This is a genomic window from Mesorhizobium sp. M7A.F.Ca.MR.148.00.0.0 (assembly GCF_003997735.1).
GTDB lineage: Bacteria > Pseudomonadota > Alphaproteobacteria > Rhizobiales > Rhizobiaceae > Mesorhizobium.
Window position 1 is genome coordinate 1 of sequence record NZ_RZTB01000002.1, and the last position, 25,869, is coordinate 25,869.

The window sequence follows — 25,869 nt, forward strand, 5'->3', positions numbered from 1 at the left end:
ATCGCCTGCTCGACCGTCTTGATGGCGACGGGAATGTCCTCGAGGTTCAGCGTGCAGGCTTCCTCGCAAGGCGCGGGGCAGATGCGGCCGGTGAATTCCGGGAAATTGTTGGTCGAATGCAGGTTGCGGATCGCGTTGTCCCAGTCGCCATTATAGACGAGATCGTTCCAGTCCGGAATCTGGTTGTGGATCGGGCAACCGGTCGGCCCGTGGCAGAACGGAATGCCGCAATCCATGCAGCGCGCGGCCTGTTTCTCGACCTCCTTGTCAGACATCGGCAGCGTGAATTCACGGAAATGCCGGATGCGATCGGAGGCCGGCTGGTACTTGTGCACCTGCCGGTCGATTTCGAGAAAGCCTGTTACCTTGCCCATAGTCCAGTTCCTGCTGTCCAGATGGTGCGGTTTTCGCCGCACCCGTTAACCCCTTGAGGCAGCCATGGCAACCTTGCGCCGGAGGTCAAACTGTCGATGAAGATGGGCCGGGAAGCCTGGGCGCCCCGGCAATTGCAAAGCCTATTCCGCCGCGACGCCCATGCGCATGCGTTCCATCTCGATCAGGGCGCGGCGGTATTCGACCGGCATGATCTTGCGGAACTTCGGCCGGAAAATCGTCCAGTCGTCGAGAATCTCGCGACCACGTACCGACCCGGTGTAATGCACATGGTTGGAAATCAGCTGGTAAAGCCGCTCCTCGTCATGGCTGGTCATGTCGCCGGAGACGTCGACGCGACCCTTGTGGTCAAGGTCGCCGCCATGGTGCAGCAGCCTTTCCATCAGATCGTCTTCTTCCGGAACCGGCTCCAGCTCGACCATCGCCATGTTGCAGCGCTCGGCGAAATCGCCCGCCTCGTCCAGCACATAGGCGACGCCGCCCGACATGCCGGCGGCGAAATTGCGGCCGGTCTTGCCGATGACGACGACGATGCCGCCCGTCATGTACTCGCAGCCATGGTCGCCGACGCCTTCGACGACGGCGGCGACACCCGAATTGCGCACGGCGAAACGCTCGCCGGCGACGCCGGCGAAGTAGGCCTCGCCCTCGGTGGCGCCATAGAGCACCGTATTGCCGACGATGATGGACTCCGCCGCGACGATCTTGGCCTCTTCCGGCGGCCGGATGACGATGCGTCCGCCCGACAGGCCCTTGCCGACATAGTCATTGCCGGCGCCGACAAGCTCGAACGAGATGCCGCGCGCCAGGAAGGCGCCGAAGGACTGGCCGGCAGTGCCGGTCAACTTCACCTGGATGGTGTCCTCGCGCAGGCCCTTGTGCTTGAAGCGCTTGGCCACTTCACCCGACAGCATGGCGCCCGTCGAGCGGTCGACATTGCGGATATCGACCTCGATCTTGACCGGCAGCTTGCTTTCGAGCGCAGGCTTTGCCAGCTCGATCAGCTTGCGGTCGAGCACGTCGTCGATCGGGTGCTTCTGGCGCTCGGTCCAGTGCACCGCCTCATGCGGCGCATCCGGCTTGAAGAACATCTTCGAGAAATCGAGCCCGCGCGCCTTCCAGTGCACGATCAGGTCGCGCTTCTCCAGAAGATCACTGTCGCCGATGATCTGGTCGATATGGGTGTAACCCATCTCGGCGAGCAGCTCCCGCACCTCTTCCGCCACGTAGAAGAAGAAGTTGATGACATGCTCGGGCGTGCCCTTGAAGCGCTTGCGCAGCACCGGATCCTGCGTCGCGACGCCGACCGGGCAGGTGTTGAGATGGCATTTGCGCATCATGATGCAGCCGGCCGCGATCAACGGCGCGGTCGAGAAGCCGAACTCGTCGGCGCCAAGCAGCGCGCCGATGATAACGTCTCGCCCCGTGCGCAAGCCGCCGTCGACCTGCAGCGCGACGCGCGACCGCAAGCCGTTCAGCACCAGCGTCTGGTGCGTCTCGGCAAGGCCCATTTCCCATGGGCTGCCGGCATGCTTGAGCGAGGTCAGCGGCGAGGCGCCAGTGCCGCCATCATAGCCCGAAATGGTGATGTGGTCGGCGCGTGCCTTGGCGACACCCGCCGCGACCGTGCCGACGCCGACTTCCGACACCAGCTTGACCGACACGTCGGCCGCCGGATTGACGTTCTTCAGATCGTAGATCAGCTGTGCCAGATCCTCGATCGAATAGATGTCGTGATGCGGCGGCGGCGAGATCAGGCCCACGCCCGGCGTCGAATGCCGGACCTTGGCGATGGTCGCGTCGACCTTGTGGCCGGGCAGCTGGCCGCCCTCGCCGGGCTTGGCGCCCTGCGCCACCTTGATCTGCATCATGTCGGAATTGACGAGGTATTCGGCCGTGACGCCGAAACGGCCCGAGGCGATCTGCTTGATTGCCGAGCGTTCCGGGTTCTTGCCGCCGCCAGGCAGCGGCAGATAGCGGTCGGCCTCTTCGCCGCCCTCGCCGGTGTTCGACTTGCCGCCGATCTGGTTCATGGCGCGTGCGAGCGTGGTATGCGCTTCGCGCGAGATCGACCCGAACGACATCGCCCCGGTCGAGAACCGCTTGACGATGTCGGCCGCTGACATGACGTCGTCGAGCGCCACCTTCTTGCGGCCGGTCTCTCCGGCCAGCTTGATCTTGAACAGGCCGCGAATGGTCTGGGCGCGGGCCGTCTCGCTGTCGATCTGGGCGGAATAGTCCTTGAACGTTTCCCACGACCCCTGGCGCACGGCGTGCTGCAAGGTGGCGACTGCGTCGGGCGACCAGATATGCGCCTCGCCCCGCATGCGGAACATGTATTCGCCGCCGACCTCGAGGCTGTTGCGCAGCACGGGGTCGTTGCCGAAACCGTCATTGTGGCGGCTGAGCGTCTCGGCCGCGATCTCGTCCAGGCCGACGCCTTCGATCAGCGTCGCGGTGCCGGTGAAGTATTGCTGCACGAAATCGGTCTTCAGGCCGATGGCGTCGAAAATCTGCGCGCCGCAATAAGACTGGTAGGTCGAGATGCCCATCTTGGACATCACCTTGAGGATGCCCTTGCCGATCGACTTGATGTAGCGCGAAACGACCTCGTAGGCGTCCACTTCCTTCGGCAGTTCGCCACGCTTGTGCATGTCGAGCAGCGTGTCGAAGGCAAGGTACGGATTGATCGCCTCGGCGCCATAGCCGGCAAGGCAGCAGAAATGATGCACTTCGCGCGGCTCGCCGGATTCGACGACGAGGCCGACCGAGGTGCGCAGCCCCTTGCGGATCAGGTGATGATGGACCGCGGCCGTAGCCAGCAGCGCCGGGATGGCGATGCGGTCCGGCCCGACCTGGCGGTCGGACAGGATGATGATGTTGTAGCCGCCGGCGACCGCCGCCTCCGCCCGCTCGCACAACCGGTCGATGGCGCCCTGCATGCCCGCGGCCCCTTCGGCCGAGCCATAGGTGATGTCGATCGTCTTGGTGTCGAAGCGGTCCTCGGTGTGGCCGATGGAACGGATCTTTTCGAGATCGCCATTGGTCAGGATCGGCTGGCGCACCTCGAGCCGCTTGCGGCGCGAATTGCCGACCAGGTCGAAGATGTTGGGCCGCGGCCCGATGAAGGACACCAGGCTCATCACCAGCTCCTCGCGGATCGGATCGATCGGCGGGTTGGTGACCTGGGCGAAGTTCTGCTTGAAGTAGGTGTAGAGCAGCTTCGACTTGTCCGACATCGCCGAGATCGGCGTGTCGGTGCCCATCGAGCCCACCGCTTCCTGGCCTGTCGTCGCCATCGGCGACATCAACAGCTTGGTGTCTTCCTGGCTATAGCCGAATGCCTGCTGGCGATCGAGCAGGCTGACATCCTTGCGCAGCGCGCGCGGCTCGACCGGCTTCAAATCTTCGAGAATGAGCTGTGTGTTGGCGAGCCAGGTCTTGTAGGGATGCTTGGTCGCGATCTCCGACTTGAGCTCCTCGTCGGAAACGATGCGCCCCTTCTCCAGGTCGATCAGCAGCATCCGGCCTGGCTGCAGCCGCCACTTCTTGACGATCTTCTCCTCGGGCACCGGCAGCACGCCGGCTTCCGAGGCCATGATGACGCGGTCGTCATCGGTGACGATGTAGCGTGCCGGGCGCAGGCCATTGCGGTCGAGCGTGGCGCCGATCTGGCGGCCATCGGTGAAAACCACCGCCGCCGGCCCGTCCCACGGCTCCATCAGTGCCGCATGGTATTCGTAGAAGGCCTTGCGATCGGCATCCATGAGCTTGTTGCCCGCCCAGGCTTCCGGGATCAGCATCATCATGGCATGGCTGAGCCTGTACCCGCCCTGGAACAGGAACTCGAGCGCATTGTCGAAGCAGGCGGTGTCGGACTGGCCGTCATAGGAAATCGGCCACAGCTTCGAGATGTTGTTGCCGAACAGTTCGGAATCGACCGACGCCTGGCGCGCAGCCATCCAGTTGTTGTTGCCGCGCACGGTGTTGATCTCGCCATTGTGGGCGACCATGCGGTAGGGATGCGCCAGCTTCCAAGACGGGAAGGTGTTGGTCGAGAAGCGCTGGTGGACGAGGATCAGCGCGGTCTCGAAGCGCGGATCGATCAGGTCCTTGTAATAGGCGCCGACCTGGTAGGCCAGGAACATGCCCTTGTAGACGATGGTGCGCGCCGACAGCGACACGCAATAGGCGCCGATGTCCTTGTTGTCGTTCTCGGCGTAGATGCGGCCCGATATGACCTTGCGCAGCAGATAGAGCCTGGCCTCGTATTCCTCGTCATCGGTAATGTCTGGCGTGCGGCCGATGAAGATCTGCCGGTGGAACGGCTCGGATGCCACGATGTCAGGCGCCTTCGACAGCGACGAATTGTCGACGGGCACGTCACGGAAACCGATGAGCGGAAGCCCCTCGGATTGCGCCGATTCGACAATGATGTCCTCGATATGGGCGCGAAGGGCCGCGTCCTGCGGCATGAACCAGTGTCCGACGCCGTACTGACCCGCCGGCGGCAGCTCGATGCCCTGGGCCGCCATCTCCTCACGGAAGAACTGGTCGGGAAGCTGCACCAGCACGCCGGCGCCATCGCCGACCAGCGGATCGGCGCCAACGGCGCCGCGATGCGTCAGGTTTTCGAGCACAGCCAGCCCGTCCTTGACGATCTGATGCGACTTCACGCCCTTCATATTGACGATGAAGCCGACGCCGCAGGCGTCATGCTCGTTGCGCGGATCGTAGAGGCCCTGGGCGGAAAAGCCGTTGGCGGTTCGGCTAATATTGGATCGCAAGGTGGTTTTGACGGTTGCCGCTTTCGTCTGCGCGGCCTGGCCGTTCGTCGCAGAGTGCGTCATGTCCGTCATCTCCTGTCCTCCATTCCCAGCCATTCAGGCGCTGGTTTGCCTCGGCAAGCGCTTGGCTCACCCTGATCCTTGTGGCACGTCTTGCGAAATCCTTGCCGAACCAGGCGGCTTTCCGCATGGATCGCATCTGGTAATCGTACAGGCCAGAGTCTGGCTGTCCACCTGTCGCTCGCGGCAACAGCCGGAGAGGCCCAATGATACGCCAATCCGGCTCGTTTTGTGCGACAAAATAAGACAGCACTACTGTCCTAAATTTTTATGGCAGAAATCCGGGACGCACACAAGACCGATTCACAAAAAACTTGGGCTTTTCGCGACAGAAAATGTCGTCAAGTCCGGGAAAAACGTAAGCTTCAGTCGTCGGCCTGGGCTTTGCCGGTTGGCTGGCTTTACTGTTTTTCCGGCGCCTGGCCCCTTGCGGTCCGCTCGCGAAACCGGTCAACTTCAAGCTGATTTCCCCAAAACCCCGACCTCCCAAGACATAGGCAGATGCATGTTCTTCGCTTCCGACAATTGGGCAGGCGCCCATCCTAATATTGCCGCCGGCCTGTCGGCCAATGCCGGCGGCTTTTCCACCGCCTATGGCGACGGTGCGCTCGACCGGGCAGTCTACCAGCGCTTCAGTGAGATTTTCGAACGCGAGGTCGCGGTGTTCTTCGTCGCCACCGGCACGGCCGCCAACTCGCTGGCGCTCACCGCTTACAACAAGCCGGGCGGCATTTCCTTTGCCCATCGCGAATCGCATGTCATCGAGGACGAATGCGGCGCGCCGGTATATTTTTCCGGCGGCTCTCGCCTGCATGAGATCGATGGCGCGCTGGGCAAGATCGATCCGCACAATCTGGAAAGGACCATCGGCCGTTTCGCACCGGAAATTGTCCATTGGGGACGGCCGATGGCCGTTTCGATCACCCAGTCGACCGAGGTCGGCACCATCTACGGCCTGGATGAGATCGAGACGATCTCGGCGATCGCCAAACAATATTCGGTGCCCCTGCACATGGATGGCGCCCGCTTTGCCAATGCGCTGGTCGCACTCGACACGACACCGGCCGAAATGACCTGGAAACGCGGCGTCGACATCCTCTCCTTCGGCGGCACCAAGAACGGCTGCTGGTGCGCCGAAGCGATCGTGCTGTTCGACCTCGATCGTGCCAGGGAATTGGCGTTCCTGCGCAAGCGCGCCGCCCAGCTGTTTTCGAAATCGCGCTTCGTCGCGGCGCAGTTCGAAGCCTATTTCAAGGACGGATTGTGGCTGGACACCGCCCGCCACGCCAACGCCATGGCCGCACGCCTTGCCGCCGCGATCGAGGATTCGGCAACGGCCAAGCTGGCATGGCTGCCGCAGGCGAACGAGGTTTTCGCGGTGATCAAGAAAGCCGAGGCCGAGAGGCTGCAGGCCGCGGGTGCCGCCTTCTACGACTGGCACAAGCCGCATGGCTTTGACGGCCACATCGGCGAGGACGAGTTGCTCTACCGCTTCGTCACCAGCTTTGCGACGACAGCCGATGAAGTCGACCGTTTTGGTCAGCTTATCGCCTGATAACGCATTTCCCCGACAACAAAAAAGCGGCGCCTTTCGGCGCCGCTTCCGTCTCGGGAGGAGACTTGTACTTTAGGCAGCGGTCTTGGCCTCGATCTGCTTGGCCTTGGCCGAAGACGCCGTAATGGCGATCTTGCGCGGCTTCAGCTCCTCGGGGATGTTGCGCTTGAGGTCGACGAAGAGCAGGCCGTTCTTCAGCGAGGCGCCAACGACCTCGACGTGGTCGGCAAGCTGGAAGCGGCGTTCGAAAGCCCTCGAGGCAATGCCGCGATAGAGCAGCTCGGAGCCTTCGCCGGTGCCCTCGTCCTTGCGCTCACCCTTCACGGTCAGCACGTTGCGATGGGCTTCGATCGAGATTTCCTCGTCCGAGAAGCCGGCAACCGCCATCGAGATCCGGTAGGAATCCTCACCGGTGCGCTCGATGTTGTAGGGCGGATAGGTCTGCGCGCCATCCGGCTGCGCGAGCGAATCGAGCATCGTGAACAGACGATCGAAGCCGACGGTCGAGCGATAAAGCGGGGAAAAATCAACGTGACGCATGAGGTGTTCTCCTGTTGAGCAACATGGTTTGCGTATGGCCGGTGCGAAACCCTTGAGCGGCGTTTCGGGTGGACCAGCGGCCCCGACATTGGCGACCGCACGAGACATTTGGGGAGCGCTGGAAAGCATTTCAAGATTTCACCTGGCGGCAAAAGCCACGGCGGCCGGACCCTTGATGAACGGCAGATGAACCGGCACTTCGGCGCGCGTTCAGGCAGCCGGCGCTAAAGTCCATTCCAGGATCAAGGACTGGCGGCGCCGATTGCACAACAGGCACCGCAACGAGGCCGACCGGGTGTAACGTCCCTTCCTCCCGGATCGACAGAGGCCGGAAGCACGCTTTCAAGCGGCTTCCGGCCTTCCCTGATGCAGCCTTCCCTTCACCGGGAATTCCTTGGCTTTTGGCGCATGGGCGTCTATCACCTTAGCGGAGCCGGCCAGCGCAGGCGGGCATGCGAGACGCCGAGCACGAAGCGCCGAATGACGGATCTTTTCACCGAAAACTCCCTTTTTCACGAAATCGAGGGCAATCCGCGGCCGGAAAATGCCACCGGCGGCTTCTTCACCACGCGTGACCGCAAGAACATCCGCTACGGCCTGTTCGGCGCGGTCGCTCGCCCGATGAAGGGCACCGTGGTCCTGCTCACCGGCCGCAACGAGTGCATCGAGAAATATTTCGAAACCATCCGCAACCTTGCCGATCGCGGCTTTGGCGTCGCCACGCTCGATTGGCGCGGCCAGGGCGATTCCGACCGGCTGATCCGCGATCACCAGCGCGGCTACGTCAGCAGCTTCCGCGAGTACACCGCCGACCTCGAACAGTTCTTCGAGGAGATCGTGCTGCCCGATTGCCGCGGACCGTACTACATCCTCGCCCATTCGGCAGGTGCCTTGATCACCCTGCTTGCCGCCCCATCAATGGTGAACCGCATCCGGCGCATGGTGCTGATCGCGCCCTTCCTGACGCTGCCCGACCTGCCGGTCTCGATCTCGACGGTTCGCCGCGTCTGTTCTCTGTTCTGCGCTCTCGGCCTCGGCCGGCTCTACGCCGCCTGGGGTCCGCGGCCGAGGATTACGGCCCCGTTCGAGACCAACAAGCTGACATCGGACCCGGAGCGCTATCGGCGCAACACACGGATCTATGAAGAATACCCGCAACTGGCGCTTGGCGGGCCGACGATCCGCTGGCTGCAGGCAGCCGCGAAAGCATCGGAAGCCGTCAGCGACCCCGATTTCATGGCTCGGATCCAGGTCCCGCTGCTGATCATCGCCGCCGGCGCCGACCAGGTCGTCTCGACTAGGGCCGTGGAAGCCTACGCCAGGCGTCTGCGGCTCGGTTCGCTGCTGATGATCGATGGCTCCCGCCACGAAATCCTGCAGGAAGCCGACATCTACCGCGAGCAATTGCTCGCCGCCTTCGACGCCTTCATTCCCGGCAGCGACGACCCCACAGCCTGACGGGCGCCGGTCGCTGGCCCGCTCCCCAAGCGGTGCCGCCGGCAGTAAAACGACTGCTTCAAGCGGTCGGCATCACCTGAATGGCGGCGGACGCTCGTTTAGCCGCGCAGGGCGGCCATGGCGGCGGCATGAAGTTCCGGCGTCGCCGCGGCGAGTACATCGCCGCCCTGTTCCGCCGGCCCGCCATCGAATGTGGTGACGACGCCGCCTGCCTTTTCGATGATCGGGATCAGCGCCACGATGTCGTAGGGCTTCAATCCGGGATCGGCGACGATGTCGACGCTTCCCGAGGCGATCATGGCGAAGGCATAGCAATCGGCGCCATAGCGGGCGAGCTGGATCTGTCTTTCGAATGCATCGTAACGGTTGCGCGCCTCGCCCTTGAACAGGGCCGGCGTGGTGGTGAACAGCGTCGCCTGGTCCAACTTCGTCGTCTTGCGGGTCGTCAGTTTTCGCGGCCCGCCTGGCCCCTCATAATGGGAGCCCGAGCCGTTGGCGTAGAAAAGCTCGCCGGTGAAGGGCTGCGCCATCATGCCGGCAACGGCGTCGCCGTCGACCGTCAGCCCGACCAGTGTGCCCCACACCGGCAGACCGGAAATGAATGCGCGCGTGCCGTCGATCGGGTCGATCACCCAGACGTGCCGGCTCGAAATGTTCTCGCTGCCATGCTCCTCGCCTAGAATACCATGATCGGGATACTCAGCCGATATCAGAGCCCGGATGGCGCGCTCGGCCTCGCGATCGGCCTCGGTGACCGGATCAAAACTGCCCTGTTCCTTGTTGGCGACCGCACCTTGGGCACGAAAGCGCGGCAAGGTCTCCGCCGCTGCCGCCTGCGCGATGCGACGCATGAAATCGATGCTGATGTCCAACTGATTCTCCCGCATTGCAGCATGCCCGAGCCCGGCTTTGCCGCCAATTTCGTGCCAAAACAAGGGTGTCGAGGATTTTTCCGCGACGGCATCTGTTGCCTGGATGTCACACAGGCGCCATCGAAACGCAATTTCCACATCAGAGTGAATTAAAAAAGGCTGAAGGTCGCTTGACATTTGTGCAGCGCACAATACCCTCAATCTCGGACAGGGTTTCCTGTCCATGCCCTCCTTGGGCGTTTCCTCCCTAGACTTCGACCGTATCGTGCAAACGATGCGGTCTTTTTTTATGGCGCCATTCAGTCCGCGGCCAGCGGCAGGTTATTCACTCCGCGGCCAGTGGCAAGTCGATGAAATGATGATCGGGCATCGACATCAGGTCGGCTGAGAACCGCGTCAGATCGTCGGCCAGCGCATCGAAGCCGGCAGCCTTCTCGAATGTCCGCTCGTTCATATAGAGCCCCCGGTTGACCTCGATCTGCAGCGCGTGCAGATGGCGCGCCGGGCGGCCATAGTGCTCGGTGATGAAGCCGCCGGCGTAGGGCTTGTTGTGGGCGACCGAATAGCCCATGGCGCTGAGCAGGCCGATCGCGGTGTCGGTCAGGGCGGCCGTTGCCGAGATGCCGAAACGGTCGCCGATGATGAAGTCGGGCCGCTGGCCGCTGTCGCCGACCCTGATGCTCGCCGGCATCGAATGACAGTCGATCAGCACGGCAAAGCCGAACCGCGCATGGGTTCTGGTCAACAGCCGCTTCAGCGTCTCGTGATAGGGCTTGTAGACGGCCTCGATGCGGGCGACCGCTTCGGCCAGCGGCAAGCGGCCGGAATAGATGTCGAGCCCCTCGCCGACCAGCTTCGGCACCGTGCCCAGCCCGCCGGCCACCCGTGCCGAGCGGATGTTGCAGAAGGACGGCACCGGCTCGGCGAACATGCGCGGATCAAGCTCCCACGGTTCACGGTTGACGTCGAGATAGGCCCTCGGGAAATTCGCCGCCAGCAGCGGTGCGCCGAGCGCGACGGTCCCGCCGAACAGCTCATCGACGTAGCAGTCCTCGGACCGGCGGATGGCGTTGCGGTCCAGCCTTGCCATGGCAAGGAAGCGCTCCGGATAGTAGCGGCCGCTATGCGGTGAGTTGAAGAGGAAGGGGACGCGCTGCTCGACGCCCGACCGGATTTCGAAGGGTGGAAAGACCGAAAAATCCTCGGCTGCCGTCTTCAATTTGAACGAACCCGAAAACACCAGTGCATCATGATGTGAAAGTGCCACCTTGCAAGCCTCGTGTCCAGCATTTCGGCCGCAGCACACGCCCGGCAAATATGGATCATCCCCGTCAGCGTTCACTTGATGTTTACCCTCACCTCCTCATATACAGGATGGTTAACGGGCTTGCCCAACGGCAACCTCGGGCGGGTGATTCGGACGGGATATCATGGCACGCATTCTTCTGGCGGAAGACGACGACGATATGCGTCGGTTCCTCGTCAAGGCGCTGGAGCGCGCCGGTTACCAGGTCAGCGATTTCGACAATGGCGCCAGCGCCTATGAGCGGCTGCGCGAGGAGCCTTTCTCGCTGCTGTTGACCGACATCGTCATGCCGGAGATGGACGGCATCGAACTGGCGCGGCGCGCCACAGAGATCGATCCTGATCTGAAAGTCATGTTCATCACCGGTTTCGCCGCCGTTGCGCTGAACCCGGATTCCAAGGCGCCGAAAGACGCCAAGGTGCTGTCGAAGCCCTTCCACCTGCGCGACCTCGTCAACGAGGTCGAAAAGATGCTGCAGGCGGCGTGAGCCGTTTTTAGCCGAGGCGCCGCACTCTTCGCCACTGCGGCGAGACGACGCCTTCTTTCCTTTTTCCTGCTATTGACGCGCTGGATCAAAAATGGTGTATGCGCGGCTTCGGATGGGCGTGTAGCTCAGCGGGAGAGCACTGCATTGACATTGCAGGGGTCACAGGTTCAATCCCTGTCACGCCCACCATCCAACCAGACAAGCAGATCTTGCATCGGCATTTCCCGGCTGGTTCCCCAGAGGTAGAGCGGTTCGCATAGGTTGACTTATAGCCTGCACCTGGCGCAACGCCGCATGCAGTGCTTGAGCTTGGCGAACGGTTTGTCGATTTGGGCTGAGGTCCGGACTATAGGGGCAGGAAGAAGAGCCCTTGCGAAGCCAGCCTACTGGTCATCGTCATCGCCATTGTCTGGATTGTCGACCAAACATCCCGCGCCGTGACACCCTTGGTAATTGCCTTGAGTGTCGAAATTCGGATTGCCGTCCTTGTCGTAACTCGGCCTTGGGTCGATGTAGCTGTCGTTCTTTCGACGCGCTTCCTTGCGATCCTTGTCTCTCTGTTCCTGCGCGGCTATGCGATCCATTGAGCGCTGCTCGTCTTCTGAACGTTGTGAAGTCTGTTGCATCATGCAGTCGGCAAACCTGTTGGTTCCTGGCCTATAGCCGTAAGAAGCGCACTGTTGCTGGTCCATTGCGCGTTGATCCTCAGCGCTGACGCAACCAGCAACCGCCAACGGCGCAAGCGCGATCAGCACATATCTCATCTTGAAATTCGGCATTTTGTCACTCCAGATCATTCTGATGGCACCGGGCAAGAGAGGTCACCCTCCTGGCAGTTCAGGTAGGCCCTCAACTGCCTGGTGCGAGCCTTGGTCAGTTCAGCTTGACAAGCAGCGGCAACCATCGGCGCCGCGGAGCCACCATCGTCACCGCTGGATTGAAACGTGCATTCGGCGTTGCGGAACGCAATCCACGCTCTCTGCGCTTTCACCAACCGTGCCTTGCCGTCGGAATCGTCCGTAAGCCGCTTCTGGATTTGCTTGAAGGTTTGGTTCAACGCCTGATCTGCTCTTTTGAAGTCCGAAGCTGGATCAGCCAGAGCCGCAGTGGCGGCGAACGACAGCATGGCGACGCCAGCAAGTAGAAAACGCATGATTGTATCCCCGGAATGAAAACAACCACAAGTAAGCACGCGTGGGGGCAGCCGACAAGCACCGGAAAACCGCATAGTAAGCAAAGGGTTGTCGGGTTCAACAACGCAGGACGGACGAGGCTGGGGCCGTGAGGTGATATGCGGGGAATGGCCGCCACAAGCTGACGTTGAGATTTGCCGTTTCGCCATTGTCGTGGGCGGCGCCGGCGAGTTTCGCAACCCGGTCCTGGCAGACCGGACGCCGGACGCAAACGCCGTCGCGGAAAGCTGTGCGCCCGTCCCGGTGCTGACCGGGACGGGCGCACAGGCAATCAGATCATTGCGGCTCTGGATCAGGCGTATTTCCCGGCCTGTCGCCGCCGCCCTTGCCTTCACGGCAAGGCTCGCCGATGCCGCAGCATTTGCCGTTGTAGGTGACGCCGGGCTTCAGCTTGTCGCATTCCCTGGGAGCGGTTGTCTTGCAGCCGGCCAGCACCGAAACGGCGATGGCGGCCAAAAGGACGTTTCTTGAAACAGTAAACATCAGACGTTCTCCTTGATGGACCATGTTTGGACACATCGCTTGGTCGCGCCTCGGGAGAAATTGGTTCACAAGAAAATTGATGACGGCGGCGAAACCTTCCTCGCGGTCGTTCGACACCGGAGACGCCTGGGCAGGCGCAGCAATCGCGTGGCGACGCGTCCTCTTCGACGGTCAGCCTTTCCGCGCTTCAGATGCCCGCGACGGTGCAAAGGCTCTTCATTCTGGCCACCGCCAGATCGGGATCAGCGAGCAATCCTGCCTGGTCGGCAAGGCGGAACACGTCGGCATAGTGACGGATGCCGCGCGCCGACTGCATGCCGCCGACCATCGCAAAATGGTCCTGATGGCCGTTCAGCCAGGCCATGAAGACGATGCCGGCCTTGTAGTACTCGGTGGGCGCCTCGAAGATTTTTCGCGATAGCGGCACGGTCGGCGCCATCAATGTGTCATAGCCGGCGCGGTCACCCTCCGCCAGTTTCGCCAGCGCTGCATTGGCGACCGGCGCAATCGCGTCGAAAATACCGAGCAGTGCGTGCGAGTGTCTTTTCTCGTCGCCGGCGATCAGTTCGGGATAATTGAAATCGTCGCCAGTGAACATGACGACGCCGTCCGGCAGACGGTTCCTCAGCGCGACCTCCTTGCCGGCATCGAGCAGTGAGATTTTTATCCCCTCCACCTTGCTAACGTGGCGTTCGATGATGGCAACAACTGTATCGAGAGCAGTCTCGAAATTCTCGCTGCCCCAATAGCCCCTGAGCGCCGGATCGAACATGTCGCCCAGCCAGTGCAGGATGACCTTGCCGGATGCTTGGGACAGGATGCGGTCGTAGACGCTGACATAGTCGTCCGGCCCCTTGGAAACTGCCGCCAGTGCCCGGCTGGCCATCATGATCGCCTTGCCGCCCAAGCCTTCGATGAAAGCGAATTGCCGCTCATAGGCGGTGACCACATCGTCCAGCGTCCTGGCGGCGGCGGGCGCCAGATGGTCGGTCCCGGCACCCGAGGCGAGATCGGCGCCATCGACGGTACGCGCCTCGGCGATCGAACGGCGGATCAATTCCTGTGCGTTTGCCCAGTCGAAGCCCATGCCGCGCTGCGACGTGTCCATCGCCTCGGCGATGCGGAAGCCGAGCCGCCACAGATGGTGACGGAACGCCATCGTCCTGTCCCAATCGACCACCGGCCTGGACCAGGGATCGGTCATGGCAAGCGGATCGGCAACGACGTGCGCGGCGGCATAAGCGATACGCGAAAATTGCGCGCCCACCACCGGCTGCACGGGTTCGCCGACCAGCGTGTAGCGGGTGCTGCCGCCACCCTCACCAGGCAAGGCAATGTCCATCGATCTCTCCCTTCGCAACGCTAATAAATGGAACGTTCCAATAAATCAAGAACCTTTAAGATTCGAATTCCACGGCGGGAAGAATGCTGCATCGCAACACAAAATCCTTGTAGAGCAAGCCGTTTGAGTACCCACAATCGACATTCGAGGCGCGGGAAAAATCCCGATTGACTCACGAGCGGAGCAGAGATTAGAACGTTCCAATACTTTTGGGCCTGCAGTCGGGGAGGATGCATCTGGATGGCCAACCGGGCCAAGGCGACGATATTCGACATCGCCCGCGAAGCAGGCGTGTCCAAATCGACGGTATCGCTCGTGCTCCAGGGCAGCGGGCTGATCCGGCCCGAAACAGCGAGCAAGGTGCGCAAGGCGATCGAGGATGTCGGTTACGTCTACAACCGCGGCGCCGCCAATCTGCGCAAGGCGCACTCCAATGTCATCGGCATGGTCATCAACGATCTCACCAATCCTTTCTTCGCAGAGCTGGCGGTCGGCATGGAACGCGTCTTCCAGTCGGCGGGCATCGTGCCGTTCATCGCCAACACGGCGGAAAATCCGGTGCGCCAGGAAGAAGTGCTGAAATCGCTGATGGAGCAAGGCGTCGCCGGCCTCATCGTCTCGCCGGCTCGCGGCACGACGCCGGGCGCCTTCAGGCGGATTGAGACGGCGGGGCTGCCGGTTGTCTTCGCCATGCGCCGGCTTCCCGAGAGCCGCATTCCGGTCATCGCGCCCGACAATCATCGCGGCGCCTATCTCGCCACCGCTCATCTGATCGGCAAGGGACATCGCAGGCTGGTCTTCTTCGGCGGTTCGTCCGACCTGGTGGTCTATCACGATCGGCTTGGCGGATTTCGCGAAGCCTGCGAGACGCAGGGCATCGCCGCCCGCGACGCACTGGTCGTCGAGGGCGAGACCAGCCGCAGAGGTGGTATAGGGTGTCTGGAAACCGCTCTCGCTATGGCTGAACCGCCGACCGCGGCACTCTGCTTCAACGACGCCGTCGCCTTTGGCGCCATGCTGGCGCTGCGCAAGCGCGGACTTGAGCCGGGAGTTGATTTCGCCATCGTCGGGTTCGACGATGTGGCCGAGGCCGAACATTACATGCCGGCTCTGACCAGCGTCGCGGTGGACTCGGCCGGCCTCGGCGAACGCGCCGCCCATGTCATGCTGAAAATGATCCAGTCGCGCACCACGCGCGCTGAGGACCATATCGGCGCGGTCAATCTCGTGGTCAGGGAAAGCTGTGGCCCGGATCGCCGCACCCGAAACAGGACGGCCGGTTCGGGGAGCACGAATTGAGCAAGGTCGTTTCGGCAGCGCAGGCAGCGGGCCTGATCAAGGACGGCATGGTCGTATCCGTGTCGTCGTCGAGCGGCCTCGGCTGCCCCGACGCGGTGCTTGCCGCGATCGGCGAACGCTTCAACGGGGAAGGCCATCCGAAGAACATCACCACGCTGCACCCGATCGCAGCCGGGGACATGTACGGCATCAAAGGCATCGACCATCTGGCCAAGCCCGGCCTGTTGAAGCGTACTTTGTGCGGCTCCTACCCGTCCGGCCCCTCCTCTTCCGAACCGCCGCAGATATGGAAGATGATCGGCGACAATTCGGTCGCCGCCTACAACGTGCCGTCCGGCATCCTGTTCGACATGCACCGCGAAGCGGCCGCCAAGCGGCCGGGCGTGCTGACCAAGGTCGGCCTCGACACCTTCGCCGACCCGCGCCACCAGGGCTGCGCCATGAACGCCGCCGCTAGCGAGCCGATCGTTTCGGTGCAGCAGTTCGACGGCGAGGAATGGCTCTATTTCCGCTCCATCGTGCCGCAGGTCTCGATCATTCGCGCCACGTCGGCCGACGAGCGCGGCAACCTCACCTACGAGCATGAGGGCGCCTATCTCGGTGGCCTCGAACAGGCGCTCGCCGCCCGTAACAATGGCGGCATCGTTATCGCGCAGGTCAAGCGCGTCGTCGAAAACGGTACGCTGAAACCGCATGACGTGCGCGTGCCGGGCGTCCTGGTGGACCATATCGTCGTCGCGCCCGACCAGTTGCAGACGACGCTGACACCCTATGACCCGGCGATCTCCGGAGAAATCTTCCGGCCGCTGTCGAGCTTCCGCACGCCGGAGATGAACGTCCAGAAAGTGATCGCGCGCCGCGTCGCCATGGAGTTGCGCGACGGCATGGCCGTCAACATCGGCTTCGGCATTTCCGCCAATGTCCCGCGCATCCTTCTCGAGGAAGGACAGCATGGCAAGATTACCTGGGTGATCGAACAGGGCGCGGTCGGCGGCGTGCCGCTGCTCGACTTCAAATTCGGCTGTTCGTCGAACGCCGACGCCTTCATGCCCTCGCCGCACCAGTTCATCTATTTCCAGGCGGGCGGCTTCGACGCCTCGCTATTGTCTTTCCTGCAGATCGACCGCCATGGCTCGGTCAATGTCTCGAAGCTTTCGGCGCGCCCGCATGTCACGGCTGGCGCCGGCGGCTTTGTCGACATCACCGCGCGGGCGAAGAAGATCGTGTTTTCCGGCTTCTTCAACGCCGGGGCAAAACTCTCATTGGCCGATGGCGGCATCCGCATCGATCAGGAGGGCAAGGTCAAGAAGGTGGTCAACGAAGTCGAGCACATCTCGTTTTCGGGCAAGCGCGCAGTCGCGCAGGGACAGGACATCACCTATGTCACCGAACGCTGCGTGATGAGGCTGACGCCGGAGGGCCTGGTCGTCACAGAACTCGCACCCGGCATCGATCTGCAGCGCGATGTGCTGGCGCAGTCGGAAATTCCGTTGGGCATTGCCAAGGACCTCAAGACGACACCGGCAGCCCTCTATCAGGAGCAACCGATAGGCCTGTCGCTGAATGGCGGCGCCTCGCTTGGAGGCGCGCATGGCTGAGCACCTCGTCACCTTTGAAACCGACGGCGCCATCGGCGTCGTCACGCTGCGCCGGCCGGAGAAATTCAACGCGCTGGACATTCCGATGCTGCGCGCGCTGGAGACGGCGCTTGACGCGGCCGAGATGGCCGAGGGCGTCCGCGTCGTGCTGCTGCGCGGCGAAGGCAAGGGATTTTGCGCCGGTGGCGATGTTGAAGCGTGGGCGCGGATGAGTGCCGCCGATTTCCAGGTGCAATGGGTACGCTACGGCCACCGCGTCTTCGACCGGCTGGCGCGGCTGCGGCAGCCGACCATCGCCGTTTTGTCGGGCCATGCACTGGGCGGCGGGCTCGAACTGGCTGTGGCTTGCGACTTCCGCGTGGCCCAAACACAGGTAAAATTGGGCTTCCCCGAAACCTCGATCGGTGTCGTGCCCGGCTGGTCAGGCACGCAACGCGCCGTGCGCCGCTTCGGCGCGCAGACGGTGCGCCGCATGGCGCTCGGCGGCGAGATCTTTCTCGCCCCCGAAGCGCTCGCTCTGGGCATCGTCGACCGGGTGGCCCCGACTGGCAAGGCATACGACGAAGCAAAGGCGTGGGCGGAAAAGATCGCCGAGCGCGGCCCGCTGGCGACCGAATCCGCCAAGCTGATGATCGCGGTCGCCGAAGGCGAGGAAAGTGCCGCCGCCACCGAAGCGCTGGCCAGCGGCTTCATCGCCCTGACCGGAGATCTCAAGGCCGGCGTCGATGCCTTCAAGGCCAAGCAGAAGCCGGCCTTTTCGAGATCCTAGAGGAAAACAGATGAACGCCCCACTCAAGATCGCCATGCCGGCCGAGGCGGCTGCGGCACCGAAAGCCTACAGGCTGCTGATCGACGGCAGGCATGTCGATGCCCGCGACGGCCGCACGATTGCTCGAAATAGCCCCGGCCACGGCTTCACCGTCTCGCACTACGCACAGGCCGGCGAGGCCGAAGTGGAAGCCGCTGTGCAGGCCGCCCACAAGGCGTTCGAGACCGGTCCATGGCCGCGCATGAAGGCAGCTGAGCGGGCCGCGATCCTGCTCAAGGCGGCTGACCTGATCGAGGGCCGGCTGGAAGACATCGCCCGGCTCGATGCACTGGAATCCGGCAAGCCGATCGCCCAGGCGCGCGGCGAGATCGGCGGCGCCGTCGACATCTGGCGCTATGCCGCCTCGCTTGCCCGCACGCTGCATGGTGAATCCTACGCCAATCTCGGCGATGCCATGCTGGGCGTCGTCCTGCGCGAGCCGATCGGCGTCGTCTCGATCATCACCCCATGGAATTTCCCGTTCCTGATCGTCAGCCAGAAACTGCCCTTCGCGCTCGCCGCCGGCTGCACGGCGGTGGTCAAGCCTAGCGAAATGACCTCGGCCTCGACCTTCGTGCTCGGCGATATCCTGATGCAGGCCGGCCTGCCCGCCGGCGTTGTCAATATCCTGGCCGGGCTTGGCGCCGATGTCGGTGCGCCGATGGTCAGCCACCCGCTGGTCGAGATGGTCTCGTTCACCGGCTCCACCCGCGTTGGCAAGATGACGATGGCGTCCGCCGCGCAGTCGCTGAAGAAAGTCTCGATGGAGCTCGGCGGCAAGAACGGCCAGATCGTCTTCCCGGACGCCGACCTCGAAGCGGCCGCCGATGCGGCGGTGTTCGGCGGCTTCTTCAATGCCGGCGAGTGCTGCAATGCCGGGAGCCGGCTGATCGTTCATGAGGCGATCGCCGACGATTTTCTCAGCACCGTCAAGGCGCTTGCCGCCAGGGTCACGGTCGGCGATCCGCTCGATGACCAAACCAAGGTCGGCGCGATGATCTCGTCCGGCCATCTGAAGAAGGTGGCCGGCTATGTTTCTGCCGCTGAAGGCGACGGCAGCCAGGTTTACAGCGGAGGCAAGCAATTGGCCTCCAATGTCGGCCAATACCTCGATCCCACCATCATCCGCGGCGTCACCGAGGAGATGGCCATAGCGCGCGAGGAAGTGTTCGGACCGGTGCTCTCGGTGCTGACTTTTGAATCGATTGAAAAGGCGTTGCACATCGCCAACAACACGCCCTATGGTTTGTCGGCGGGCGTGTGGAGCGCCAGCATCGACACTTGCATGTCGGTCGCGCGTGGAGTGCGTTCGGGAACCGTTTGGGTGAACACATTCATGGAAGGTTATCCCGAGCTGCCTTTCGGAGGCTACAAGCAGTCCGGTCTCGGACGCGAACTCGGCAAACGCGCGGTCGAGGACTATACCGAGGAAAAGACAATCCAGTTTCATCGCGGCCTGCGCACCGGGTGGTGGGTCGGCTGAGTTGAGAAGAACCCGGTGGGCTTCACCGGTCGTGTAAAGCAACAAGGGAGGTAGTACATGTTGCGCAAACTGCTTATCGGAACCGCTCTCGCATCCGGCCTGGCTTTCGCGGCCCACGCCGAGGACGTCAAGGAAGTGCAGATGCTGCATTGGTGGACGTCGGGCGGCGAAGCGGCTGCTCTCAACGTCCTTAAGGGCGATCTGGCCAAGGAAGGCTATGCCTGGAAGGACGTGCCGGTGGCCGGCGGCGGCGGCGATGCCGCCATGACCGCGCTGAAGGCGATGGTCGCGGCCGGCAATTATCCGACCGCCTCGCAGATGCTCGGCTACACCGTGCTCGACTACGCCGCTGCCGGCGTCATGGGCGACCTGACCGAAACGGCGAAGAAAGAAGGCTGGGACAAGTCCGTTCCGGCAGCTCTGCAGAAGTTTTCGGTCTATGACGGCAAGTGGGTCGCGGCGCCGGTCAACGTTCACTCGGTCAACTGGCTGTGGATCAACAAGGCCGTCCTGGACAAGATCGGCGGCACCGAGCCGAAGACCTTCGACGACTTCGTTGCCCTGCTCGACAAGGCCAAGGCGGCAGGGGTGATCCCGCTCGCTCTCGGCGGCCAGAACTGGCAGGAAGCCACCATGTTCGACTCCGTCGTGCTGTCGACCGGCGGACCTGAGTTCTACAAGAAGGCCTTCAACGACCTCGACGACGCCTCGCTCAAGTCCGACACGATGAAGAAGTCGTTCGACAATTTGGCCAAGCTCGTCACCTATGTCGACCCCAACTTCTCCGGCCGCGACTGGAACCTTGCCACCGCCATGGTCATCAAGGGCGACGCCCTGGTGCAGGTCATGGGTGACTGGGCCAAGGGCGAGTTCAACGCCGCCAAGAAAACGCCGGGCACCGACTTCCTCTGCTATCGCTTCCCGGGCACCGACGGCTCGGTGATCTACAACTCCGACATGTTCGGCATGTTCAACGTTCCGGACGACCGCAAGGCCGCCCAGGTCGCGCTGGCCACCGCCACCCTGTCGAAGAGCTTCCAGTCGGCCTTCAACGTCGTCAAGGGTTCGGTTCCGGCCCGCACCGACGTTCCGGACACCGACTTCGACGCTTGCGGCAAGAAGGGCATCGCCGACCTGAAGGCAGCCAACGAAGGCGGCACGCTGTTCGGCTCGCTGGCCCAGGGCTATGGCGCGCCCCCGGCGGTCGCCAATGCCTATAAGGATGTCGTCTCCAAATTCGTCCATGGTCAGATCAAGACCTCGGACGAGGCCGTGACCGAGCTGGTCAAGGCGATCGACGACGCCAAGTAAGCGCCACGCGCCAAAAACGCCTTCCCCGCTCCGGCGGGGAAGGCCCAGATCCGCGAACTTAGATCCGCGAAGCTGGTTGGCCGCGAGTCGACGGGAGGAGCCCCATGAGCACGGTAGCGACAAGCCAGATCAAGCTGACGCCGGAGCATGCGCGGCCACGCGCCTCGGTGCGCTCACGCCTGCAGGACGCATTGCCGAAGATCGTGCTGGCGCCCAGCTTCGCCATCACCATCGTCTTCGTCTACGGCTTCATCCTGTGGACGATCTATCTGTCCTTCACCAATTCCAAGACCTTTCCATCCTATGTCCTGACCGGCTCGCGCGCCTATCAGCGGCTGTGGGGCTGGACCTTCGACACCGACCCGCCGTCGAGCTGGTACACGTCGATCACCAATATGGGTATTTTCGGTTTCCTCTACATCGCCATCTGCCTGGCGCTCGGCCTGTTCCTGGCCATCCTGCTCGACCAGAAGATCCGCGGCGAAGGCGTGCTGAGGCCGATCTATCTCTACCCGATGGCGCTGTCCTTCATCGTCACCGGCGTCGCCTGGAAATGGTTCCTCGATCCCGGCCTCGGCCTCGAGCAGACCTTGCATCAATGGGGCTGGACGAGCTTCCATTTCGACTGGATCAAGAACAAGGATTTCGTCATCTACACGGTGGTCATTGCCGGCGTCTGGCAGGCCTCCGGCTTCATCATGGCGATGTTCCTGGCCGGCCTGCGCGGCATCGACGGCGAGATCATGAAGGCGGCGCAGATCGACGGCGCCACCACCTTCCAGCTCTACCGCCGCATCGTCATCCCGCTGCTGCGGCCGATCTTCCTGTCGGCTTTCATCGTGCTCGCGCATCTCGCCATCAAGTCCTACGATCTGGTCGTAGCCCTGACCAGCGGCGGCCCCGGCGGCTCGGCCTGGCTGCCCTCCAACTTCATGTATGAATACACGTTCAAGCGCAACGAAATGGCCGTCGGCTCGGCCAGTGCGGTGATCATGCTGATGACCATCGTCGCAATCATCGTGCCCTATCTCTATTCGGAACTGCGGGAGAAGCCGCGATGAGCGCCGTCACCATTCCCGCCCGCCAGGCCTCCGGCGGCGTCAACGTCAAGGTTATCAACCGCATCGTCATCTACGGGCTGCTGGCGCTGTTTGCGCTGTTCTACCTGATGCCGCTGTTCGTCATGCTGGTGACCTCGTTCAAGGCCATGGACGAGATCCAGAACGGCAACATGCTGGCGCTGCCCAGGGCACCGACCTTCGATCCCTGGCTGAAGGCCTGGGGCGAGACCTGCGTCGGCCTCACCTGCGCCGGCATCAAGGGCTATTTCTGGAACTCCATCAAGATGGTGGTCCCGGCCGTGCTGATCTCGACGATGCTCGGAGCGCTGAATGGCTACGTGCTGACCAAATGGCGTTTCCGCGGCGCAACGCTGGTGTTCGGGCTGATGCTGTTCGCCTGCTTCATTCCGTTCCAGTCGGTGCTGCTGCCGATGGCGACCATCCTCGGCAGCCTTGGCCGCTTCGGCGTCACGCTGCAGAATGCGACGGGAACCAGCTTTGGCCTCGGCAATCCGACCGTCAATCTGGTTTTCGTCCACGTCGTCTACGGCATCGGCTTCACCACGCTGTTCTTCCGCAACTACTACGAGGCGTTCCCCACCGAACTGGTCAAGGCGGCACAGGTCGACGGCGCATCCTTCTTCCAGATCTTCCGCCGCATCATGCTGCCGAACTCGATGCCGATCTTCGTCGTCACCGTCATCTACCAGTTCACCAACATCTGGAACGACTTCCTGTTCGCCTCGGCTTACGCCGGCACTGGCGACGCGATGCCTATGACGGTGGCGCTCAACAACGTCGTCAACACGTCGACCGGCGTCGTCGAATACAACGTCAACATGGCCGCCGCGATGATCGCGGCACTGCCCACCCTTCTCGTCTATGTGCTCGCCGGCCGCTATTTCGTGCGCGGTCTGATGGCGGGCGCCGTCAAAGGATAATCCGATGGCTTTTCTGGAAATTGATGGTTTGAGGAAGCGCTTCGGCCAGGTCGAGATCCTGAAGGGGATCGATGTCGAGCTCGAGAAAGGCGGCTTCCTGGTGCTGGTCGGCCCTTCCGGCTGCGGCAAGTCGACCTTGCTCAACACCATCGCCGGCCTGGAGACGATCACCTCGGGCGAAATCCGGGTCGACGGCCGCACCATCAACGATCTGCATCCTTCCAAGCGCGACATCGCCATGGTTTTCCAGAGCTACGCGCTCTACCCCAACATGACGGTGGCCGGAAACATCTCCTTCGGCATGGAGATGCGCGGCGTGCCGGCGGCGGAGCGCCAGAAGGCCATCGACAAGGTGGCCAAGGTGCTGCAGATCGGCCACCTCTTGCAGCGCAAGCCGAGCCAGCTTTCCGGCGGCCAGCGCCAGCGCGTCGCCATGGGCCGGGCGCTGGTGCGCGACCCAAAACTGTTCCTGTTCGACGAGCCCTTGTCCAACCTCGACGCCAAGCTGCGTGTCGACATGCGCATCGAAATCAAGCGCCTGCATGCCACCACCGGCACCACCATCGTCTACGTCACACACGACCAGATCGAGGCGATGACGCTGGCCACCAAGATCGCGGTCATGCGCGATGGCGAGGTGCAGCAGTTCGGTACGCCGGCCGAAATTTACAACAACCCGAGCAATCTCTTCGTCGCCGATTTCATGGGCTCGCCGGCGATGAACCTGATCCCGGCGACGATCGGCACGTCAGGCAACGCGCTGTCCGTCGTGCTGCAGCGCGAAACACGAGAGCCTATCTCGCTGCCGATGGCCAATGCACCGGCCGGCCTGTCGGCATTCCAGGGCAAGCCGATCATCTTCGGTGTCCGCCCCGAAGCCCTGACCGATCCGGAAGGTGCCGAGCGCAACGCTTCGCACATCGCCACCGCCGACTGTCACATCGAGGTCGTCGAACCGGCCGGCTCGGACACTTTCGCCGTCACCAATCTCGGCGGCAAGGGCGTGGTGGCGCGGCTGCGCGCCGACGCCAACATCCAGCCGGGCACCAACACGCCGCTTGCCTTCAACCTGACCAGGGCGGTGTTCTTCGACCCGGCGACCGAGACCCGTATTCGCTAATGTATGTCGCCCAAAATTGGATCCGGTTTTGGGGCAACGACATGCATCAAAACAAAAAACTAAAGCGCGTCGGGACGCGATTTAGGCCATGACAAATCCGGACATCGTCATCATCGGCTCCGGCATCGGCGGCGCTACGATCGCTTCCGGCCTTGCCGGCAGCGGCGCCTCGATCCTGATGCTGGAGCGCGGCGAGCCGTTGCCGGCGACGCCGCACGCGCGCGACACGCGCTCGATCTTCGTCAACGGCCATTATAGGCCGAAGGAGATGTGGCGTGAGGCCGGTGGTGCCGCCTTCAACCCCGGCAATTATTACTATGTCGGCGGCAATTCGAAGTTCTACGGCGCGGTGCTGATCCGCTACCGCAAGGAGGACTTTGCGGCCATGGAGCATTTCGGCGGCGTCTCTCCGGCATGGCCGTTCACCTATGATGAATTCGAGCCCTGGTATTCGAAAGCCGAACAGCTGTTCCGCGTGCGCGGTGCACTGGGCGAGGATCCGACCGAGCCGTTCCATTCGGTCCCCTATGCCTACAAGCCGGTGCCCGACGAGGCACCGATCGCCCGCGCCCGCGCCGAGCTGAAAAACCTCGGCCTGCATCCGGCCTCGCTGCCGCTCGGTGTCGACATCGACACCTGGCTAAAAGACGGCAAGACCGGCTGGGATGCTTTCCCGAACACCGGCCAAGGCAAGGTCGACGCACAAACGGGACCGCTGACGGCGGCCCTCACCGACCAGAACATCAAGCTCGAAACCGGCGCCCACGTCGAATATCTCGAAGCCTCGGCGGACGGCACGACGATATCAGCCATTCACTACCGGCAGAATGGCGAGCTGAAGAAAGTATCGCCGAAGCTGGTCATCCTCTCGGCCGGCGCGGTCAACTCCGCCGTCATCCTGCTGCGCTCGCCCACATCGGATGGCAAAGGCCTCGCCAACCGCTCCGACCAGGTCGGCCGCAATTTCATGAACCACAATTCAAGCGCCATGCTGGCGATCGACCCGCGCCGCCGCAACGATGCCGTCTATCAGAAGACCTTGATGCTGAACGACTATTACCTGTCCGACGGCAAGGGCGGCAAGCCGCTGGGGAACGTCCAGTTGCTCGGCAAGATCGACGGCAACATGCTGCGGGCCAATGTCAAATACACGCCGGGATTCGCGCTCGATTTCATGGCCGGCCACGCCGTCGACTGGTACCTGATGTGCGAGGATCTGCCCGATCCTGAAAGCCGCATCATGGTCGACGGCAAGGACATCGTCATGCAGTGGCGGCGCTCCAACATGCAGTCGCTCGACGGGCTGACCAAGGTGATGCGCGAAAATTTCCGCGCCTGCGGTTATCCCATCGTTCTGTCGCGCCCCTTCGACAAGCGCACGCCGTCGCACCAATGCGGCACGATAAAGATGGGCGACGATCCGGCGACGGCGGCGCTCGACCCTTACTGCCGCTCCTTCGACCACCGGAACCTCTTCGTCGTCGACGCCGGTTTCCTGCCGAACTCGGCCGCGGTCAATCCGGCGCTATCGATTGCAGCCCAGGCGCTGCGTGTCGCCGATCATATTCGCAAGGTGGGGCTTACGGCATGACCCGCCCTGCGGCCATCGTCACAGGCGGCGCGCGGGGCATTGGCCTTGCCTGTGCCCAGGCGCTGGCGGATGGCGGCTACGATATTCTGGTCGCCGACCTTGCCGAAACAGCCGCTGACAGACTTGCCACCGACATCACCAAGCGTGGCGCGAAATTTGCCTACATCCAGTGCGACATCGC

The 25,869-nt window shown here is 62.8% G+C and carries 21 protein-coding genes, 1 tRNA gene and 1 pseudogene; 14 read left to right on the forward strand and 9 right to left on the reverse strand.

What is annotated here, in order from left to right:
* A pseudogene (gene gltD, locus EOB49_RS00925) lies at nt 1–374 on the reverse strand (glutamate synthase); the annotation flags it as partial.
* A gap of 141 nt (nt 375–515) precedes the next feature.
* Nucleotides 516–5,252 carry a glutamate synthase large subunit gene (gene gltB, locus EOB49_RS00930; RefSeq protein ID WP_127379877.1) on the reverse strand — a complete coding sequence of 1,579 codons (4,737 nt, stop codon included), beginning with the start codon at nt 5,250–5,252 and terminating at the stop codon, nt 516–518.
* Between the two features lie 493 nt (nt 5,253–5,745).
* Between gltB and EOB49_RS00935 the strand changes: the two genes are divergently transcribed.
* The gene (locus EOB49_RS00935) at nt 5,746–6,795 is read left to right on the forward strand and encodes a low specificity L-threonine aldolase (RefSeq protein ID WP_127329363.1); all 1,050 of its coding nucleotides are present in this window, start codon (nt 5,746–5,748) and stop codon (nt 6,793–6,795) included.
* Between the two features lie 72 nt (nt 6,796–6,867).
* Here EOB49_RS00935 and EOB49_RS00940 read toward each other — a convergent pair whose 3' ends face one another.
* Nucleotides 6,868–7,335, reverse strand: coding sequence for an Hsp20 family protein (locus EOB49_RS00940; RefSeq protein ID WP_013529716.1), 468 nt, complete (start codon nt 7,333–7,335; stop codon nt 6,868–6,870).
* Between the two features lie 480 nt (nt 7,336–7,815).
* Between EOB49_RS00940 and EOB49_RS00945 the strand changes: the two genes are divergently transcribed.
* Nucleotides 7,816–8,793 carry an alpha/beta hydrolase gene (locus EOB49_RS00945; RefSeq protein ID WP_127329365.1) on the forward strand — a complete coding sequence of 326 codons (978 nt, stop codon included), beginning with the start codon at nt 7,816–7,818 and terminating at the stop codon, nt 8,791–8,793.
* A gap of 98 nt (nt 8,794–8,891) precedes the next feature.
* On the opposite strand, the gene hisN is transcribed toward EOB49_RS00945, so the two are convergent.
* Entirely contained in the window at nt 8,892–9,665 is a 774-nt protein-coding gene (gene hisN, locus EOB49_RS00950) for a histidinol-phosphatase (protein WP_127270523.1), read from the reverse strand.
* A gap of 325 nt (nt 9,666–9,990) precedes the next feature.
* Nucleotides 9,991–10,932 (reverse strand): N-formylglutamate amidohydrolase, encoded by a 942-nt coding sequence (locus tag EOB49_RS00955; protein ID WP_127329367.1) that lies wholly within the window; start codon nt 10,930–10,932, stop codon nt 9,991–9,993.
* A 163-nt stretch (nt 10,933–11,095) separates the two neighbouring features.
* Here EOB49_RS00955 and EOB49_RS00960 point away from each other — a divergent pair, with 163 nt between their 5' ends.
* On the forward strand, nt 11,096–11,458 hold the full coding sequence (locus tag EOB49_RS00960) for a response regulator (RefSeq protein ID WP_006199474.1): 363 nt from the start codon (nt 11,096–11,098) through the stop codon (nt 11,456–11,458).
* Nucleotides 11,459–11,572: 114 nt separating this feature from the next.
* Nucleotides 11,573–11,647: transfer RNA gene (locus EOB49_RS00965), tRNA-Val, on the forward strand.
* Between the two features lie 194 nt (nt 11,648–11,841).
* Here EOB49_RS00965 and EOB49_RS00970 read toward each other — a convergent pair.
* The 4 genes from EOB49_RS00970 to EOB49_RS00985 all read right to left on the reverse strand — a co-directional run bounded on the left by EOB49_RS00970 (nt 11,842) and on the right by EOB49_RS00985 (nt 14,476).
* Nucleotides 11,842–12,237 (reverse strand): hypothetical protein, encoded by a 396-nt coding sequence (locus tag EOB49_RS00970; protein WP_127379878.1) that lies wholly within the window; start codon nt 12,235–12,237, stop codon nt 11,842–11,844.
* Nucleotides 12,238–12,251: 14 nt separating this feature from the next.
* Nucleotides 12,252–12,611 (reverse strand): lysozyme inhibitor LprI family protein, encoded by a 360-nt coding sequence (locus EOB49_RS00975; RefSeq protein ID WP_127272393.1) that lies wholly within the window; start codon nt 12,609–12,611, stop codon nt 12,252–12,254.
* A gap of 316 nt (nt 12,612–12,927) precedes the next feature.
* Entirely contained in the window at nt 12,928–13,251 is a 324-nt protein-coding gene (locus EOB49_RS37245; RefSeq protein ID WP_245463624.1) for a hypothetical protein, read from the reverse strand.
* 70 nt (nt 13,252–13,321) lie between these two features.
* Nucleotides 13,322–14,476, reverse strand: a complete 1,155-nt coding sequence (locus EOB49_RS00985; protein WP_127379879.1) for a dihydrodipicolinate synthase family protein — start codon at nt 14,474–14,476, stop codon at nt 13,322–13,324.
* Nucleotides 14,477–14,716: 240 nt separating this feature from the next.
* Between EOB49_RS00985 and EOB49_RS00990 the strand changes: the two genes are divergently transcribed.
* The 10 genes from EOB49_RS00990 to EOB49_RS01040 all read left to right on the forward strand — a co-directional run.
* The gene (locus EOB49_RS00990; RefSeq protein WP_127379880.1) at nt 14,717–15,775 is read left to right on the forward strand and encodes a LacI family DNA-binding transcriptional regulator; all 1,059 of its coding nucleotides are present in this window, start codon (nt 14,717–14,719) and stop codon (nt 15,773–15,775) included.
* Entirely contained in the window at nt 15,772–17,373 is a 1,602-nt protein-coding gene (locus tag EOB49_RS00995; protein ID WP_127379881.1) for an acyl CoA:acetate/3-ketoacid CoA transferase, read from the forward strand. Before EOB49_RS00990 ends, EOB49_RS00995 begins: the two co-directional genes overlap by 4 nt.
* Entirely contained in the window at nt 17,366–18,142 is a 777-nt protein-coding gene (locus tag EOB49_RS01000; RefSeq protein WP_127379882.1) for an enoyl-CoA hydratase/isomerase family protein, read from the forward strand. The genes EOB49_RS00995 and EOB49_RS01000 overlap by 8 nt, the downstream gene beginning before the upstream one ends.
* A gap of 10 nt (nt 18,143–18,152) precedes the next feature.
* A complete protein-coding gene (locus EOB49_RS01005) occupies nt 18,153–19,664 on the forward strand; it encodes an aldehyde dehydrogenase family protein (RefSeq protein ID WP_127379883.1) in 1,512 nt (503 codons plus the stop codon).
* A gap of 57 nt (nt 19,665–19,721) precedes the next feature.
* The gene (locus EOB49_RS01010; protein ID WP_032900903.1) at nt 19,722–20,975 is read left to right on the forward strand and encodes an ABC transporter substrate-binding protein; all 1,254 of its coding nucleotides are present in this window, start codon (nt 19,722–19,724) and stop codon (nt 20,973–20,975) included.
* A 104-nt stretch (nt 20,976–21,079) separates the two neighbouring features.
* Complete coding sequence (locus EOB49_RS01015; protein ID WP_024502750.1) at nt 21,080–22,036, forward strand: sugar ABC transporter permease; 957 nt, start codon at nt 21,080–21,082, stop codon at nt 22,034–22,036.
* Nucleotides 22,033–22,977 (forward strand): carbohydrate ABC transporter permease, encoded by a 945-nt coding sequence (locus tag EOB49_RS01020; RefSeq protein ID WP_127379884.1) that lies wholly within the window; start codon nt 22,033–22,035, stop codon nt 22,975–22,977. Before EOB49_RS01015 ends, EOB49_RS01020 begins: the two co-directional genes overlap by 4 nt.
* Nucleotides 22,978–22,981: 4 nt before the next feature.
* Nucleotides 22,982–24,097 (forward strand): ABC transporter ATP-binding protein, encoded by a 1,116-nt coding sequence (locus tag EOB49_RS01025; protein WP_127379885.1) that lies wholly within the window; start codon nt 22,982–22,984, stop codon nt 24,095–24,097.
* An 88-nt stretch (nt 24,098–24,185) separates the two neighbouring features.
* Nucleotides 24,186–25,688 (forward strand): GMC family oxidoreductase, encoded by a 1,503-nt coding sequence (locus tag EOB49_RS01035; protein ID WP_127379886.1) that lies wholly within the window; start codon nt 24,186–24,188, stop codon nt 25,686–25,688.
* On the forward strand, nt 25,685–25,869 hold a 185-nt coding region (locus EOB49_RS01040), incomplete at its 3' end, for an SDR family NAD(P)-dependent oxidoreductase (RefSeq protein ID WP_127379967.1). The genes EOB49_RS01035 and EOB49_RS01040, both read left to right, overlap by 4 nt.

What these genes read in the sequence shown, in the direction of transcription:
- gltB (WP_127379877.1), bottom strand. Translation starts at nt 5,252, where the DNA reads ATGACGGACATGACGCACTCTGCGACGAACGGCCAGGCCGCGCAGACG.
- EOB49_RS00935 (WP_127329363.1), top strand. Translation starts at nt 5,746, where the DNA reads ATGTTCTTCGCTTCCGACAATTGGGCAGGCGCCCATCCTAATATTGCC.
- EOB49_RS00940 (WP_013529716.1), bottom strand. Translation starts at nt 7,335, where the DNA reads ATGCGTCACGTTGATTTTTCCCCGCTTTATCGCTCGACCGTCGGCTTC.
- EOB49_RS00945 (WP_127329365.1), top strand. Translation starts at nt 7,816, where the DNA reads ATGACGGATCTTTTCACCGAAAACTCCCTTTTTCACGAAATCGAGGGC.
- EOB49_RS00960 (WP_006199474.1), top strand. Translation starts at nt 11,096, where the DNA reads ATGGCACGCATTCTTCTGGCGGAAGACGACGACGATATGCGTCGGTTC.
- EOB49_RS00970 (WP_127379878.1), bottom strand. Translation starts at nt 12,237, where the DNA reads ATGCCGAATTTCAAGATGAGATATGTGCTGATCGCGCTTGCGCCGTTG.
- EOB49_RS00975 (WP_127272393.1), bottom strand. Translation starts at nt 12,611, where the DNA reads ATGCGTTTTCTACTTGCTGGCGTCGCCATGCTGTCGTTCGCCGCCACT.
- EOB49_RS00985 (WP_127379879.1), bottom strand. Translation starts at nt 14,476, where the DNA reads ATGGACATTGCCTTGCCTGGTGAGGGTGGCGGCAGCACCCGCTACACG.
- EOB49_RS00990 (WP_127379880.1), top strand. Translation starts at nt 14,717, where the DNA reads ATGGCCAACCGGGCCAAGGCGACGATATTCGACATCGCCCGCGAAGCA.
- EOB49_RS01000 (WP_127379882.1), top strand. Translation starts at nt 17,366, where the DNA reads ATGGCTGAGCACCTCGTCACCTTTGAAACCGACGGCGCCATCGGCGTC.
- EOB49_RS01005 (WP_127379883.1), top strand. Translation starts at nt 18,153, where the DNA reads ATGAACGCCCCACTCAAGATCGCCATGCCGGCCGAGGCGGCTGCGGCA.
- EOB49_RS01010 (WP_032900903.1), top strand. Translation starts at nt 19,722, where the DNA reads ATGTTGCGCAAACTGCTTATCGGAACCGCTCTCGCATCCGGCCTGGCT.
- EOB49_RS01015 (WP_024502750.1), top strand. Translation starts at nt 21,080, where the DNA reads ATGAGCACGGTAGCGACAAGCCAGATCAAGCTGACGCCGGAGCATGCG.
- EOB49_RS01020 (WP_127379884.1), top strand. Translation starts at nt 22,033, where the DNA reads ATGAGCGCCGTCACCATTCCCGCCCGCCAGGCCTCCGGCGGCGTCAAC.
- EOB49_RS01025 (WP_127379885.1), top strand. Translation starts at nt 22,982, where the DNA reads ATGGCTTTTCTGGAAATTGATGGTTTGAGGAAGCGCTTCGGCCAGGTC.
- EOB49_RS01035 (WP_127379886.1), top strand. Translation starts at nt 24,186, where the DNA reads ATGACAAATCCGGACATCGTCATCATCGGCTCCGGCATCGGCGGCGCT.